15 protein-coding genes are annotated in these 14,572 nt (G+C 64.8%); 10 read left to right on the plus strand and 5 right to left on the minus strand.

Annotated features, from left to right (window positions below):
- The first annotated feature begins 165 nt into the window (after window positions 1-165).
- From OHD62_RS23140 to OHD62_RS35620, 5 genes are all read left to right on the plus strand, one after another.
- The gene (locus OHD62_RS23140; protein WP_263787479.1) at window positions 166-426 is read left to right on the plus strand and encodes a DUF982 domain-containing protein; all 261 of its coding nucleotides are present in this window, start codon (window positions 166-168) and stop codon (window positions 424-426) included.
- A 235-nt stretch (window positions 427-661) separates the two neighbouring features.
- Window positions 662-976: a co-chaperone GroES gene (locus tag OHD62_RS23145; RefSeq protein ID WP_263787481.1), complete on the plus strand. Its 315-nt coding sequence runs from the start codon at window positions 662-664 to the stop codon at window positions 974-976.
- 56 nt (window positions 977-1,032) lie between these two features.
- Window positions 1,033-2,664: a chaperonin GroEL gene (groL, locus tag OHD62_RS23150; protein ID WP_263787483.1), complete on the plus strand. Its 1,632-nt coding sequence runs from the start codon at window positions 1,033-1,035 to the stop codon at window positions 2,662-2,664.
- Window positions 2,665-2,751: 87 nt separating this feature from the next.
- Window positions 2,752-2,967 carry a hypothetical protein gene (locus tag OHD62_RS23155; protein ID WP_263787485.1) on the plus strand — a complete coding sequence of 72 codons (216 nt, stop codon included), beginning with the start codon at window positions 2,752-2,754 and terminating at the stop codon, window positions 2,965-2,967.
- Window positions 2,964-3,638, plus strand: coding sequence for a DUF982 domain-containing protein (locus OHD62_RS35620; protein ID WP_318528628.1), 675 nt, complete (start codon window positions 2,964-2,966; stop codon window positions 3,636-3,638). The genes OHD62_RS23155 and OHD62_RS35620 overlap by 4 nt, the downstream gene beginning before the upstream one ends.
- A 59-nt stretch (window positions 3,639-3,697) precedes the next feature.
- Here OHD62_RS35620 and OHD62_RS23165 read toward each other — a convergent pair whose 3' ends face one another.
- The 5 genes from OHD62_RS23165 to OHD62_RS23185 all read right to left on the minus strand — a co-directional run bounded on the left by OHD62_RS23165 (window position 3,698) and on the right by OHD62_RS23185 (window position 9,141).
- Window positions 3,698-4,195, minus strand: coding sequence for a GNAT family N-acetyltransferase (locus OHD62_RS23165; protein ID WP_263787487.1), 498 nt, complete (start codon window positions 4,193-4,195; stop codon window positions 3,698-3,700).
- Window positions 4,196-4,202: 7 nt separating this feature from the next.
- Entirely contained in the window at window positions 4,203-5,219 is a 1,017-nt protein-coding gene (locus OHD62_RS23170; RefSeq protein ID WP_263787489.1) for an ABC transporter permease, read from the minus strand.
- Entirely contained in the window at window positions 5,216-6,847 is a 1,632-nt protein-coding gene (locus OHD62_RS23175; RefSeq protein ID WP_263787491.1) for a sugar ABC transporter ATP-binding protein, read from the minus strand. The genes OHD62_RS23170 and OHD62_RS23175 overlap by 4 nt, the downstream gene beginning before the upstream one ends.
- Before the next feature lie 176 nt (window positions 6,848-7,023).
- A complete protein-coding gene (locus OHD62_RS23180) occupies window positions 7,024-7,971 on the minus strand; it encodes a substrate-binding domain-containing protein (protein ID WP_097577093.1) in 948 nt (315 codons plus the stop codon).
- A 204-nt stretch (window positions 7,972-8,175) separates the two neighbouring features.
- Entirely contained in the window at window positions 8,176-9,141 is a 966-nt protein-coding gene (locus tag OHD62_RS23185) for a LysR family transcriptional regulator (protein WP_263787493.1), read from the minus strand.
- Between the two features lie 130 nt (window positions 9,142-9,271).
- On the opposite strand from OHD62_RS23185, the gene OHD62_RS23190 reads away from it, so the two are divergent.
- The 5 genes from OHD62_RS23190 (at window position 9,272) to OHD62_RS23210 (ending at window position 14,567) form a co-directional block, all read left to right on the plus strand.
- Entirely contained in the window at window positions 9,272-10,705 is a 1,434-nt protein-coding gene (locus OHD62_RS23190; protein ID WP_263787494.1) for an amidase, read from the plus strand.
- Between the two features lie 52 nt (window positions 10,706-10,757).
- On the plus strand, window positions 10,758-12,056 hold the full coding sequence (locus OHD62_RS23195) for an ABC transporter substrate-binding protein (protein WP_263787496.1): 1,299 nt from the start codon (window positions 10,758-10,760) through the stop codon (window positions 12,054-12,056).
- 69 nt (window positions 12,057-12,125) lie between these two features.
- Window positions 12,126-12,950: an ABC transporter ATP-binding protein gene (locus OHD62_RS23200; RefSeq protein WP_263787498.1), complete on the plus strand. Its 825-nt coding sequence runs from the start codon at window positions 12,126-12,128 to the stop codon at window positions 12,948-12,950.
- Window positions 12,947-13,675, plus strand: a complete 729-nt coding sequence (locus OHD62_RS23205; RefSeq protein ID WP_263787500.1) for an ABC transporter ATP-binding protein — start codon at window positions 12,947-12,949, stop codon at window positions 13,673-13,675. The genes OHD62_RS23200 and OHD62_RS23205 overlap by 4 nt, the downstream gene beginning before the upstream one ends.
- 4 nt (window positions 13,676-13,679) lie before the next feature.
- A complete protein-coding gene (locus OHD62_RS23210) occupies window positions 13,680-14,567 on the plus strand; it encodes a branched-chain amino acid ABC transporter permease (RefSeq protein WP_107652915.1) in 888 nt (295 codons plus the stop codon).
- Window positions 14,568-14,572 lie beyond the last annotated feature (5 nt).

Below are 14,572 nucleotides of genomic sequence, written 5' to 3' on the forward strand. Positions count from 1 at the left end.
GGCAGATTTTCTGCTGGCACCGAATCTGCCGGCACTCCGTCGTGATGATCGATACCGGCCATCGGTCTTGAAGCACGCGGGGAGGCGAACCATGTCCTTCATCGGCGCCGATCGGGAATCGGTCGCCATATTGCTTGCTCGAAGCCAGAAAAGACGGAGGAAGTGATGAACGACGTTCCGTTTCCCGAGCCGATCACGCTGAAATTCCAATCCACCGGAGAGCGCAAGGTCGCCAGCAGTTGGGAGGCGATCGAATGCATGCGCCAGCAATGGCCGCAATGGGCGCGCGGACGAAGCTGGCGCACAGCCTACCGGACCTGCCGCGACGCGCTCGACGGCTGGCGCACGGGGCGTGACGCCCGCAAGGCCTTTACGAGGGCTGCGCGCAAGGCTGGATTGCTGGCGGCGGGACGCAAGCCATCCTAGAAGGCCTGCCTGTCCTAGGCATTTCAGTCTGAATAATCTTATGATTACAACGCATTGGCACTCGGATACGCCGAGTGCCAAAATTTTTTTGCCGTCCTCTTGAAACCCCGTATTGCCAGACTACCTCGATATGCGCGCGATGCCTGAGGAGGGGTCGCGTACTCCCGCGCCGGGCCGATATGCCGGCCCGGTCTGGAGGGCTTTCGAAAATCTGTTTGTCCAAGAGGAGAACAACATGACGTTCCGCCCATTGCATGACCGTATCCTGGTTCGCCGCATCGAGGTCGACGAGAAGACTGTCGGCGGTATCATCATTCCCGACACCGCCAAGGAGAAGCCGCAGGAGGGCGAGGTCATCGCCGCCGGTCCGGGCGCACGTGATGAGGCCGGCCAGCTGCAGCCTCTCGATGTCAAGGTTGGCGACCGCATCCTGTTCGGCAAATGGTCCGGCACCGAGATCAAGCTCGACGGCGAGGACCTGCTCATCATGAAGGAGAGCGATGTGCTGGGCGTGATCGAAGCCAGCGCCGAAGTGAAGAAGGCTGCCTGAGCGGGCCGGACAAGCAATCAGTCAACGAAAAGCTGCCTAATCGAAGGAGTGATCCAATGGCTGCCAAGGACGTGAAATTCCATACTGAAGCGCGCGAGAAAATGCTGCATGGCGTCGACATTCTCGCCAATGCGGTGAAGGTGACGCTCGGTCCCAAGGGCCGCAACGTCGTCATCGACAAGTCGTTCGGCGCACCGCGCATCACCAAGGACGGCGTGACCGTCGCCAAGGAGATCGAGCTTGAGGACAAGTTCGAGAACATGGGCGCGCAGATGGTCCGCGAGGTGGCGTCGAAGACCAGCGACATCGCCGGCGACGGCACCACGACCGCGACAGTTCTGGCGCAATCGATTGTCAGGGAAGGCGCCAAGGCGGTTGCCGCCGGCATGAACCCGATGGACCTGAAGCGTGGCATCGACAAGGCGGTCGAGGCCGTGGTCTCGGAGCTCAAGGCCAATGCTCGCAAGGTGACCAGGAACGACGAGATCGCCCAGGTTGGCGCCATCTCGGCCAATGGCGATGCCGAGATCGGCCGCTTCCTCGCCGAGGCGATGGAAAAGGTCGGCAATGAAGGCGTCATCACCGTCGAGGAAGCCAAGACCGCCGAGACCGAACTCGAAGTCGTCGAAGGCATGCAGTTCGACCGCGGCTATCTCTCGCCGTACTTCATCACCAACCAGGACAAGATGCGCGTCGAGCTCGAAGAGCCCTATGTGCTGATCCACGAAAAGAAACTCTCCAACCTGCAGGCCATGCTTCCCGTGCTCGAAGCTGCCGTGCAATCGGGCAAGCCGCTGCTGATCATCGCCGAGGATGTCGAGGGCGAGGCGCTCGCCACCCTCGTCGTCAACAAGCTGCGTGGCGGGCTGAAGGTCGCGGCCGTCAAGGCGCCGGGCTTCGGCGATCGCCGCAAGGCCATGCTGGAGGACATCGCCATCCTGACCGGCGGAACGGCGATCTCGGAAGACCTCGGCATCAAGCTGGAGAACGTGACGCTCGAGATGCTTGGCCGCGCCAAGAAGGTGGTGATCGAGAAGGAGAACACCACCATCGTCGACGGCGCCGGCCGCAAGGACGAAATCCAGGGGCGCATCACCCAGATCAAGGCGCAGATCGAGGAGACCACCTCCGACTATGACCGCGAGAAACTGCAGGAGCGGCTGGCCAAGCTCGCGGGCGGTGTCGCTGTCATCCGCGTCGGCGGCTCGACCGAGGTCGAGGTCAAGGAGCGCAAGGACCGTGTCGACGATGCGATGCACGCGACCCGTGCGGCGGTGGAGGAAGGCGTACTGCCCGGCGGCGGCGTTGCTCTGCTCAGGGCAGCAAAGGCTCTCGATGCAGTGCAGACCGACAATGCCGACCAGAGGACCGGCGTCGAGATCGTGCGCCGCGCGATCGAAGCGCCGGTGCGCCAGATCGCCGAGAATGCAGGCGCTGAAGGGTCGATCATCGTCGGCAAGCTACGCGAGAAGACCGACTTCGGCTATGGCTGGAATGCCCAGACCAACGAGTTCGGCGACCTCTATCGTCAGGGCGTGATCGACCCGGCCAAGGTCGTGCGCACCGCTCTGCAGGACGCCGCGTCGGTCGCGGGCCTGTTGGTAACCACAGAAGCGATGGTGGCCGAAAAGCCGAAGAAGGAGGCGGCCGCGCCGGCAATGCCTGGCGGTGGCGGCATGGACTTCTGAGGCCCAGGCCTCAAAGGACGAACGGCCGTGCCGCTGACGTGAAAGGCGGACACGGCCCTGCCTGACTGAAGATATGCAGGTGTGGCCATGGACACGATGAACAGTTTTGGAAAGATCGCGGCGCCAACCCTATCGAAAACCAATTTCAACTATGAAACGGAGTGCAAGACGGCGCTGGCGCCGCTTGTCGACGGATTGCTGGACGCGGTCGAGTCGGCCGGCTGGGACCGCCGCAAGGCGACCTACACCCTAATGTTCCTGTCGGCTCAGCGATTGGGAGCCGGTAAGGAGGGGCGCAAATGATTGCGGCGCGCATGCGCGAATGCCTGCGCCTGCTGAGGTGGTCGGAATCCGATTTTGCCGAAGAGGTGGGCTATCCGGTTGCAACGGCAAGAAACTGGCTCTGGGCGCGCGAGCGTCCGCCTCTCGGCGTGGTGGCCTGGCTGGAGGCACTGGTCAAGGCGCATCGATCGCTGCCGCGGCCGAGCATGCCGGCGACTCCGGCCAACCGGCGCGCCGATGCCATGTCGGCCACCGGGATGTCGGCCGCGCCCGAAATTCGTACGGTGCCTGCAATTGAACCCGGCCCGATACCGGGAAACGGCCCGACTTTTGACCCTGGAATGGAGACAGTTGAACCTCGAAAGGAGAGTGTGATGGATCGTTCTTCTTTTGAAAAGCCGGTGACGATCCTCACCGGCCTCGGCACGCCGACGAAAATAGAAAGCGCGGCGCAAGCCCATGCGCTGCTGGCCGACTGGCCGGCGGCGAGCCGGACGGCCGCGCATGACATCGCCGCCAAGGCCTGCCGGGCCGCGATGGACGGAGAGATCGACGCCGAGACGGCGCGGGCGACCTTCGTGGCGTTTGCCCGCCGCAACGATCTTCTTGTGCCGCAGACGAATGGGGCCATTGCAAGCGGGACGATCGCGGGCTGCACGACACGTTCGCAGCACGTCAACGCATCGGCCTGAGCGGGCGCCTTCCAGCGTTGGAAAGCCGAGGCGGGACGAGGAGCGGTGTCCCGCCGGAGTCACGCCCTTGGCAGCAGCTTGCGCATGATGAACGATGTAAGGCCTTCCGCGCCGTGGGACGCGGGCCGGCGCTCGACCACTTCGAATCCGTGCTTGTGATAGAAGGCAATCGCCCGGTCGTTGCCCTCGACCACTTCGAGCGCAATGCTTGGAATGCCCGCATGGGCGGCAAAGACGGCGTGCAGCATATCGGCGGCCAACCCCGTGCCGAACTCGGTCTTGTCGATGTGGAGCCGGTCGAGCATGACGTCGCCGGTTGCATCCATCTTAGCCATCGCGTAGCCGGCAATCGAGCCGTCCGGTCGTTCCGCCACGAACGACATCTTGTTGTCGTCGGCCAGTTCCGCCGCGATCCTCTGCGGCGCATGATATTCATCCGAGATGCGTGCCGTGGTCTCGGCGCCGATGATTGGCGAATAGGTCCGGCGCCAGGACTCGCCCAGCAGCCGCGACACCGACGGCACATCCTTCCCGGTCATGGTTCTGATCTGGACCATCGCTAACTCACCGCCTTACCCGCGACTTCAGCCAGCGGTCGAAGGCGACCGCGAGAATGAGGATCAGGCCGATGACGATGCTCTGGGTGTAGGACGAGACGTTGTTGAACTGCAGCCCGTTCTGCAGCACGCCGATCAGTGCTGCACCCACCACCGTGCCGCCGACGCTGCCGATGCCGCCGAACAGCGAGGTGCCGCCGATGACCACCGCCGAGATCACCGTCAGCTCGTAGCCGATGCCGGCGACTGCTTCCGAGGAATTGAGCCTCGCCGACAAGACGAAAGCGGCAAGGCCGGCGAAAAAGCCGACGATGACATAGACCGAGATCAGGATGCGGTCGACGCGCAGGCCGGACAGGCGTGCCGCCTCGGCATTGCCGCCGACGGCATAGACAGCGCGGCCGTAGCGTGTGTAGCGCAACACGATGTGGCACAGGATCGCCGCAATCGCGAAGATGATCGCCGGTACCGGCACCGGGCCGATCAATCCGGTGCCGAACCAGCGCATCGAGGCATCGAAGCCGGAGATCGGGCCGCCATTGGAGATAGTCAGCGTCAGGCCGCGAAACACGGTGAGGCCGCCGAGCGTGACGACGAAGGGCGGCACTTTCAGCCTGGTGATGGCAAAACCCTGGACGCTGCCGGCCATGGCGCCGACCGCGACGGCGGCGAGAAGGGCCGCGAACCAGCCATAGCCTTGCGTGCCAGACGTCGACAGCGACAGCGTGTTGGCGGTGCCGCCCTTGGCCACCACCGCGGCCACCATGCCGCAGAAGGCCAGCAGCGAGCCGACCGAGAGGTCGATGCCGGCGGTGAGGATGACGAAGGTCATGCCGAGTGCGATCAGCCCGGTGATCGAGATCTGCCGCATGATGTTGAACAGGTTGATGGGATCGATGAAGCTCGGCTTCAGCACCGTGAAGACGATAATCAGCACCGCCAGGAACATCAGCGGGCCGAAGCTCATCAACAGGCGCGCGACATTGATACCGCCGCGCTGGCTCGGTTCGGTCGTGCTGGTCATTGCGTCGCTCCCTGCCTTTGGTCGAGCGCCATCAGTTCCATCAGTTTTTCCTCGGTCGCTTCGATGCCTGGCATCTCGCCGGTGATGCGGCCGCGCCGCATGGTGACGATCCTGTCCGATACGGCCAGCACCTCGGGCAATTCGGATGAGATCATCATGACCGCGATGCCGCGCGCGGCGAGGTGCACCAGGATCTGGTGCACCTCGGCCTTGGCGCCGACATCGACGCCGCGCGTCGGCTCATCGACGATCAGCACCTTGGGGTCGCGCGCCAGCCAGCGGGCAAGGATGACCTTCTGCTGGTTGCCGCCGGACAGGCCCTCGATCGCCTGCTCGGGCGAGGCCATGCGGATCGACAGCGTCTTCCTGTAGCTCGCCAGCGCCTCACGCTCGCGCCGCTCGGCCATGAAGCCGGCGGCGTTGGAGTAGCGGCCAAGCGCTGCGATGGAGAAATTGTTGAGGATGCCAAGTGCTGCAAAGATCGCCTGATGCTTGCGGTCTTCCGGCACCAGGCCGATGCCGAGCGCGATGGCATCGGCCGGCGAGGTGGGTGCGATCGGCTTGCCGTCGAGGGTGATGGTGCCGGCGGCAATGCGGTCGGCGCCGAAGATGGCGCGGGCAAGCTCGGTGCGGCCGGAACCGACGAGGCCGGCGACGCCGAGGATCTCGCCCGCCTTGAGGTCGAGGTCGACGCCTTCGAGCACGATGGCGTGCGGCGCCTGCGGATCGCGTACGGTGCGCAGGCCGCGCACGGACAGCCTGACGTCGCCGGCGACATCGCGCTGCGTCGGCCTGGCATAGAGTTCGGAGGCGGCGCGGCCGACCATCTTCTCGATGATTTTCGGTAGCTTGATCGGCCCGCCCTCGCGGTCGAGATGGCCGGCCAGCCTGCCGTCGCGCAGCACGGTCATGCGGTCGCAGATGGCAGAGGCCTCTTCCAGCCGGTGGGTGACGAACATGATGGCGACGCCGTCCTTGCGCAGCCGGTCCATGATCGACATCAGCTTTTGCACCTCGGTTTCGGTCAGCGCCGAGGTCGGCTCGTCCATGATGATGAGGCGGCTCTTGAGCGACAGCGCACGCGCGATCTCGACCAACTGCTGCTCGGCGACCGAGAGAGCCGACACCGGTGTTGCCGGGTCGAGGTCGAGGCCGACGCGGGCGATGATGCCGCGGGAGTCTTCCTCCATCTTTCGCCAACTGACCAGTCCGAGCGGGCCGAGCGGCGCGCGGCCGATGAAGATGTTCTCCGCCACCGTCAGCGTCGGGATCAGGCTCAGTTCCTGGTAGATGGTGACGATGCCGTGGCGCTTGGCGTCCTGCGGATTGTGCGGGTTGAATTCGGCGCCATCGAAGACGATGCGGCCGCTGGACGGCGGCATGACGCCGGACAGAATCTTGAGCAGCGTCGACTTGCCGGCGCCGTTCTCACCGAGCAGGCCGAGGATTTCGCCGGGCCGAACCTCGAGCGAGACGTCGCTGAGCGCGGTGACGCCGGCAAAATGCTTGGTTACGCCCTCGACGGTGAGGAGGGCGGGCGATGGTGTTGCGGCTTCAGCGACGGACAAAAGTTGCTCCCTGATTGCGATTGGCCGCGGGACAGCGCCCCCCTCTGTCCTGCCGGACATCTCCCCCACAAGGGGGGAGATCGAATATCGCGTCGGCCTTCGCCAATCGCCAACCTCGCAGAAAAGGCGCTTCCGGGAGAACTGCCAATCTCCCCCAAGTGGGGGAGATGTCCGGCAAGACAGAGGGGGGCGCGACAAAACGAGACCGCTATAAGCCATGCGCCCCGCCTCTCACCCTACTTCGTCTCGCCGAGCCTCTCCGCCTTGTCGAGATTGTCCTTGCCGATGACGATCGGCGTCAAGAGCACCAGCTTTTCCTTCGGCTCGGTCTTGTCCCTGGCGTAGGCGACCGCGATCTGCACGGCAGTGCGCGACTGCTCGCCCGGGAACTGTTCGACCGTGCCGGCAAGCTTGCCGTCGCGCACGGCGACCAGCGCTTCGGGCAGCGCGTCGAAGCCGTAGATCTTGACGTCGGTGAAGTTGCGCGCCGCGCAGGCTTCGAGCGCGCCGAGCGCCATGTCGTCATTGGCGCAGATGATCGCGTCGGGCTTGCCGTTGGCGGCAAGGCCGGCCTCGGTGACCGAGAGCGCCTCGGCGCGGGCGAAGTTGGCGGTCTGCTCGAAGATGATCTGGTACTTGTCCTTGAGCGGATCGAGAACGTTGTGGACGCCCTTGTTGCGGTCGATCGCTGGCCCGGCACCTGGCTGGCCCTGCAGATGGAACAGCTTGGCGCCATTGGGGAACGCCGCCACCATGGCCTGTGCTTCAGCTTCACCGCCCTTGGTGTTGTCGGCGCCGACATGGGCGAGGATGCCTTCGACGCCGTCGACACGGCGGTCGATGGTGACGACGGGAACGCCGGCCTTGACCGCTTCCTCGATGGCCGGAGCCAGCGCGTTGACGTCAAGCGGCGAGATGACGATGGCGTTGACCTTTTGCACGAGCGCGGCTTCGATGTCGGCGGTCTGCTTGGGCGCCGAGTTCTGGCCGTCACTCTCGATCAGGTTGACGCCTTGCGCCGCAGCCTCGGCCTTGATCTCGTTCAGCATGTGCACGAAGAACGGGAAGCCGAGATTGGGTATCGAACCAAGAATGGTCAGCTTGTCCTGGGCGAAGGCCGAGGGTGCGGCCAGCGCCAATGTGCCGACAGCTACGGAAGACAGCAGGAATTCGCGTCTGTTGATCAATTTAGTCTCCTCCACATGAGCGCATGACCCCCGAAAACCGGTCCCGGTTTTGGGGAGGATCATTGCGTCGATTCAAAAATGGAGTGTCCTGTGAGCGCCCAAGGGGACGCAACGGCGCTCCAGCCGGTCCACCGCGACGTTCTCCTCCGCTCGGTGCCGGCCGGCGGATGCTAGCCAAGGCCGGAGGTTTGCGCAAGAACGTCAGCCCTCCTTGGCGACCAGCAGGGAAGCTTCGCGCTCCGGTGTCGTCACCGAAAAGCCTGCCGGGCCGACCGCGGTGAAGAAGCGATGGAATATCTCGATGAAGACACGCACGAAGAGCGGCTTTGCCGAACCATACATGTCGGCGACGATCAGTGTCGGCGGCGGCAATTCGTCGAAGATCGGCTTGCGGACGATCTCGTCGCCATCGGCGGTGGCGCGGCCGATCGGCCGCATGTTGAGGATGGCCATGCCGAAGCCCGAGGCGACAGCCGAGCGGACCGTTTCATAGGAGCGCGTGCGAAAGCGCACCTCCGGCCGTTTCGCCAGCACGTCGAACAGGGTCAGGAGATAGGTCGCCGTGTGCGGCAGGTCGAGCAGCACCAGCGGCCGCGCGGCCAGTTCCGCCAGCCAGATGCCGTCGCGCGCGGCGAGGGGATCGTCCGCGTTGAGCACGGCATGCGCCGGCACCTTGCAGATGCGGGTGACGCTGTCGATGCCGATCGGGCCGATGTCGTAGAGAATGGCAAGATCGATCTGGCCGGCGACAAGCCGTTCCTGCAACTGGACCTGGTCGGCCTCGACAAGGTCGATCTCGACATCGCCGACACTGTCGAGGTAGCTGCGCAGCATCTCCGGCATGAACAGCGCGCCGAACGGCTCGAAACAGCCGATGCGCAGGACTTTCGGCATGCGCCCGCTGAGGTCGCCGATCGACCGGTTGAACTCCGTCTCCGCCGCCAACATGACGCGGGCGGCGGCGACGAAGCGTTGGCCGGCCGGCGTGATGGAGACGCCGCGCGCCGGCCGCCTGTCGAAAATGCGCGCCCCCATCTCGGCCTCGGCCAGCGTGATCGCCGCCAGGATGGAGGATTGCGAGATGTAGAGCGATTTGGAGGCTGCCAGCACGCTGCCGAGGCGGGCGACCTCGCAGACATAGCGCAACTGCCGGATTGTCAGGTTCATGGCTCTTGTTACATTGAATGGTGAATGTTCCCCACAATAATACATTTTATGGTGAAGAAGAAACCCGCCAGATTGCCCGGGCTGACAAGGCTGCCGGAAGAGCGGCCATGAAGTGAGGGGTTCGAACCGCATGCCGAATGGGATCTCACCCATTGCCGACGCCAATGATCTGTGCCGCCTGGGCGCGGCGGAGCTTGACGCCGCCTATCGCGCTGGATCGCTGTCGCCCGTCGAGGTGACGCTGGCGGCGCTGGAACGCGCCGAAGCGATCAATCCGCTTTTCAACGCCTTCACCATGATCGACCGCAAGGGTGCGATCGAGGCCGCCGGCGCTTCCGAGAAACGCTGGCGGGCAGGCGAGCCGCTGTCGGCGGCCGACGGCATACCGACGACGCTGAAGGACATCGTCTGGGTCGACGGCTGGAGCGTGCGCTACGGCAGCAGGACGACCACTTCCGCCGCCTATGACAAGGATGCCCCCGCGGTTGCCCTGCTGCGCGGAGCCGGCGCCGTCTTCATCGGGCAGACGACGACGCCCGAATTCGGCTGGAAGGCGATCACCGACAGCGCCCTCTGCGGCATCACGCGCAATCCCTGGAACGCGCAAAAGACGCCCGGTGGTTCCTCCGGCGGCGCGGCGGTGGCGGCCGCCACCGGCGCCGGCGTCTTCCATCTCGGCACCGACGGCGGCGGGTCGATCCGCATCCCGGCCTCGTTCACCGGCATCGCCGGACTGAAGCCGACCTTCGGCCGCGTGCCGGCCTACCCGTCCAGCGCGTTCGGAACCGTCGCCCATATCGGACCGATGGCGCGGACAGCACGGGATCTTTCCGTCATGGCCGAGGCCATGTCAGGCCGCGATATCAGCGACTGGCAGCAAGGCGTGGGAATGCTGGCGCCGCTTGGCCGGATCGAAGACACTTTGCAGGGCGCCCGGATCGGCTATTGGTCGAAGCCGCCGTCAGGAGCGCTGGATTCCGGGATCGCCGCCGCCGTCTCCCATGCCCTGACGCATTTCGATGCGTTCGGCGCGACGGTCGAGCCGATTGATCTTCCCGGTGGCGATCTTCTCGATCTTTTCCAGCATCATTGGTTCACCGGCGCCGCGGCGCGGCTGGCGCTGGTCGCGCCGGACGAACGGGCAGGCATCGATCCGGGCTTCCTGGAGATCGCGCAAGCGGGGGCGGCATTCGACGTCGAGGCGCTCGTCGCCGCACAGTTGGAGCGTACCGAATTCGGCGCCGCCATGGACCGGCTGCTCGACGCCTATGATTTCATCGTTTCGCCTGGAACATCGGTTCCGGCCTTCGACGTCGGACTTGAAGTGCCTCCGGGCAGCGGCCTGTCGCGCTGGACCGAATGGGCGGCGTTCAGCTACCCGATCAATCTCAGCCAGCAACCGGCCTGCGTCATCCCTTGCGGCATGACCGCGGCGGGCCTGCCTGTCGGCCTCCAGATCATCGGCGCGCGCGGCGACGATGCCCGCGTACTGTCGGCGGCGGCCGACTTGGAGGCCGCCTTTCTGCCCATGACCGAAGCGTTTCGCCTGAAGGATTTCGCCTGAAAATTTCACATGAAGAAAAGACTCTAACCAACGCCAAAAGGGGAACTTTGCCATGATGAACAGACGTGCAATGCTGCAAGGCGTGGTCGGCGCGGGCGCCGCCGGTGCCGCACTTCTTGCCGACATGAACAACGCCGCAATCGCCCAGGACGCCACGCCCATTCCGGTCGGCTCGGCCCTGCCGATGTCCGGCATCGCCGCCGCCGACGGCATCGAGTTCAAGAACGGTCTCGAGCTTGCCGCCGAGGAGATCAATGCGGCGGGCGGTATTCTCGGCCGGCCTGTCGAGATCCACATCGAAGACACCAAGGAAATGGGCGCCGACCTCGTCAGCCAGTCGATGCAGCGCCTGATCGACCGTTTCGAGGCGCCGGTCATCATCAACGGCTACAATCTCGGCACCAACATGATCGAGATGGACGTCGCCGCCGACAACGACGTCATCATGATGCACTACAACACGCTGATTTCGCACAATGAGAAGTTCAAGACCGACCCGGCCCGCTATTACAGCTCCTTCCAGGGCGACCCGCCGGAGTTCTGGTATGGACCGGGCTGCTTGAATTTCCTCAAGACGCTTGCCGCGGATGGCAAATGGAAGGCGCCGAACAAGAAGATCGCCATCATCCCGTCGGCCAACGAATATTCGATCGTCATCGCCAACGCGATCCGCGACAAGGCCACCGAATACGGCTTCGAGGTCAGCCTGTTCGAGACCGTTCCGTTCCCGACCAACCAGTGGGGCCCGACGCTGGCAAAACTCCGCCAGGACCCGCCGGCGGCGATCCTGGTGACGCATTTCCTGCCGCAGGACTTGGCGCAGTTCATGGTCCAGTTCCTCGCCGAGCCGATCAACAGCCTGATCTACATGCAGTACGGACCATCGCTGCCGGCCTTCCGCGAGATCGGCGGCGAGGCGGTCAACGGCGTCGTCTATTCGACGGTGATCGGCTGCCTGCCGGACGATTTCTCCAAGCCGTTCCGCGAGAGCTACCGGGCCAAATTCGGTCCGAACTCCGCCTACATCACGGGGTCGCAGACCTATGACGGCCTGTGGATGTGGGCGCTTGCCGCGGCGATCGCTGGCGGTCCGGGCGAACCGATGAACAAGGAGCAGACGACCAAGGTGGCCAATGCGATGAAGCGCCTGGTCTATCGCGGGGTCAACGGCACCTACCGGGCCGATCCGGCTGGCCAGTCGGCCTTCTGCTATCCGACGCAGGTGGCCGATCCGTCGCTTGGCATGCCGCACCAGTTCCTGCAGCATCAGGATTACAAGACCGATCCGAAGCTGATCGCGCCGGTGCTCTATGCCACGGACAGCTTCATTGTGCCGCCATGGATCAAATGAGCCGAGCAGAAATGAAACAACGAAACCGGCCGGGGCCCTGCGCCCGACCGGTTTCCATTGGGGAGAAATATGACTGAGGCCGCTGGTCCGATGCTGGTTTGTGACGGTGTGGTCAAACGTTTCGGCTCGCTGGCCGCCGTCGACGGCGTGTCGATGGTGGTCAATCCAGGCGAGATCGTCGGCATTGGCGGACCGAACGGCGCCGGCAAGACGACCTTCTTCGACGTGGTGACTGGGATCACGCCGGCCAGCGGCGGCCGCGTGCATTTCGGCGACACCGACATTTCGGCCTTTCCGGCCGACCGCATCTGCCAGCTCGGCATGGCCCGCACCTTCCAGCTCAATGCCGCCTTCGACAGCCTGACCGTTCGCGAAAACATCGAGATCGCCGCCTATTTCGGCCGGCAGCGGCGAAGGCTGGCCGGCTTCCGCCTCGGCGAGGATGTCCGCCAGGCGACGATCGAGGCGCTGGACTTCGTCGGGCTTGCGGCCAAGGCCGACGAGACCGTGGCGCGGCTGCCGGTGCTCGACCGCAAGCTGCTGATGATCGCCGGCGCCATCGCCACCCGGCCGAAAATGCTCTTCCTCGACGAGCCGGTCGGCGGGCTCAACGTCGCCGAGATCGACCAGATCATGGCGATGGTGCTGAAACTGCGCGACCAGGGACTGACCATCGTCCTGATCGAGCATGTCATGCGCTTTCTGCTGGCGCTCTCCAGCCGCGTCGTCATCATGCACCATGGCAAGGTGATCTTCGAAGGCCGGCCGGACAAGGTTGCCGAGGACCAGACCGTCGTCGAAACCTATCTCGGCCAGGGCACGCAGAAACGGCTGAAGAAATTCTTCGACGAGCAAGCCGCCACGACGATTCCGGCGGCGGTGGGGACGCCATGACGGGCGCAGCCGCAAAACCGCCTGTCCTGCAACTCGACGGCATCGTCTCCGGCTATGACGGGCTCGACGTGCTCAAGGGCATTTCGCTGACCGTTGATGCCGGTGAATTCGTCACCGTCGTCGGCCCGAACGGCCATGGCAAGTCGACATTGCTGAAGACCATCTCCGGCCTGGTGCCGCTGCGCGGCGGGCAGATCAGCATCGACGGCCAACGCCTGTCCGGCAAGCCGCATGAGACGGCGATGCTGGGCGTCGCCCACGTGCCGCAGGGCGACATGCTGTTTGCGCAGATGAGCGTGCTCGAAAACCTTTTGATGGGCGCCTATCTGGCGCCGGACAAGGCAGTGATCGCGCGCCGGCTGGACGAAGTCTACGCGCTTCTGCCGAAGCTTGCCGACCGCCGCAACCAGATCGCCTCGAGCCTGTCCGGCGGCGAACGGCGCATGGTCGGCATCGGCCGCGGCCTGATGATGGGTGGGCGCATCCTTTTGATCGACGAGCCGTCGCTCGGCCTGGCGCCGCTGATCATCGACCAGGTCTACGGCGTCATTTCCGAACTGAGCAGGGCCGGCCGCACGATCCTCTTGGTGGAGGAGAACCCGGCGCGGGTCGAAGACCTCGCCGACCGCCTGCATCTGCTTGACGACGGCGCCATCGTCTGGTCGGGCAAGCCCGCCGAGTTGATGGCCCGCGACGAGCTTCTCGCAACCTATCTCGGAGGCTGACGCCATGACCGACGTTCTCATGGCCATTCTCGTCGCCGGCTTCACCTCGGGCGCGCTCTATGCCCTGGCGACGGTCGGGCTGTCGCTGGTCTGGGGTTCGATGGGCATGCTCAACATGGCCCATGCGGCGATGCTGACGCTTGGCGGTTACGTCGCCTTCACGGTGATCACCTCGCTTGGGCTGCCGATCGCGCTCGGCTTTGCCGGCGCCATCGTCGCGGGTGCCGTGGCCGGCGCCATCCTCTATTTTGCGATCGTGCGCAATCTCCTGAAGAACGACAAATCGACATTCGAAGCCAACGTCATGATCGCTACGGTCGGCATCGGCATCGCGCTCGAGAACGCCATCCTGCTGACCTATGGCGGGCAGCCGCTGAAGCAACCGGTCTCGATCGCCGGCACCTTTCGCCTCGGGCCGCTGACGCTGCCCTGGCAGAACCTGATGATCATCGCGGTCGTCGTCGTCATGATGGTGGTGGTCTCGCTGGCGCTCGGCCGCACGCGGATGGGCCGGGCGATCCGGGCGACGGCGCAGAACCGCGACGCGGCCCAGCTCATGGGCGTCGCCGTCAACCGCGTCTATCTGCAGGTGCTGATGCTGTCCGGCGCGCTTGCCGGCATCTGCGGTGTCATGGTGTCGTCGATGACGCAGCTGTCGCCGCCGCTCGGCAACGACCCGATGCTAAAGGCATTCATCATGTGCGTGGTCGCCGGTCTCGGCAATCTGCCGGGCGCTGTCGCCGCCGCGCTTGGCCTGGCGCTGCTCGAATCCTTCGTCCAGTACGCGCTCGGCGCCCGCTGGGGGTTTCCGTCGCTGCTGTTCGTGGTCATTGCCGTGCTGATCTGGCGACCGTCCGGCCTGTTCGGCCGCGCCGAAATCCGGCGCATGTGAGGGGC

Origin of the sequence: Mesorhizobium sp. YC-39 (assembly GCF_025753795.1) — a bacterium.
Lineage (GTDB): Bacteria > Pseudomonadota > Alphaproteobacteria > Rhizobiales > Rhizobiaceae > Mesorhizobium.

Excerpts from the sequence above, each read along its gene's own strand:
- OHD62_RS23145 (WP_263787481.1), top strand. The coding sequence starts at position 662 with ATGACGTTCCGCCCATTGCATGACCGTATCCTGGTTCGCCGCATCGAG.
- OHD62_RS23195 (WP_263787496.1), top strand. The coding sequence starts at position 10,758 with ATGATGAACAGACGTGCAATGCTGCAAGGCGTGGTCGGCGCGGGCGCC.
- OHD62_RS23140 (WP_263787479.1), top strand. The coding sequence starts at position 166 with ATGAACGACGTTCCGTTTCCCGAGCCGATCACGCTGAAATTCCAATCC.
- OHD62_RS23170 (WP_263787489.1), bottom strand. The coding sequence starts at position 5,219 with ATGACCAGCACGACCGAACCGAGCCAGCGCGGCGGTATCAATGTCGCG.
- OHD62_RS23205 (WP_263787500.1), top strand. The coding sequence starts at position 12,947 with ATGACGGGCGCAGCCGCAAAACCGCCTGTCCTGCAACTCGACGGCATC.
- OHD62_RS23185 (WP_263787493.1), bottom strand. The coding sequence starts at position 9,141 with ATGAACCTGACAATCCGGCAGTTGCGCTATGTCTGCGAGGTCGCCCGC.
- OHD62_RS23190 (WP_263787494.1), top strand. The coding sequence starts at position 9,272 with ATGCCGAATGGGATCTCACCCATTGCCGACGCCAATGATCTGTGCCGC.
- OHD62_RS23210 (WP_107652915.1), top strand. The coding sequence starts at position 13,680 with ATGACCGACGTTCTCATGGCCATTCTCGTCGCCGGCTTCACCTCGGGC.
- OHD62_RS23200 (WP_263787498.1), top strand. The coding sequence starts at position 12,126 with ATGACTGAGGCCGCTGGTCCGATGCTGGTTTGTGACGGTGTGGTCAAA.
- OHD62_RS23165 (WP_263787487.1), bottom strand. The coding sequence starts at position 4,195 with ATGGTCCAGATCAGAACCATGACCGGGAAGGATGTGCCGTCGGTGTCG.
- OHD62_RS35620 (WP_318528628.1), top strand. The coding sequence starts at position 2,964 with ATGATTGCGGCGCGCATGCGCGAATGCCTGCGCCTGCTGAGGTGGTCG.
- OHD62_RS23175 (WP_263787491.1), bottom strand. The coding sequence starts at position 6,847 with ATGTCCGGCAGGACAGAGGGGGGCGCTGTCCCGCGGCCAATCGCAATC.
- OHD62_RS23155 (WP_263787485.1), top strand. The coding sequence starts at position 2,752 with ATGGACACGATGAACAGTTTTGGAAAGATCGCGGCGCCAACCCTATCG.
- groL (WP_263787483.1), top strand. The coding sequence starts at position 1,033 with ATGGCTGCCAAGGACGTGAAATTCCATACTGAAGCGCGCGAGAAAATG.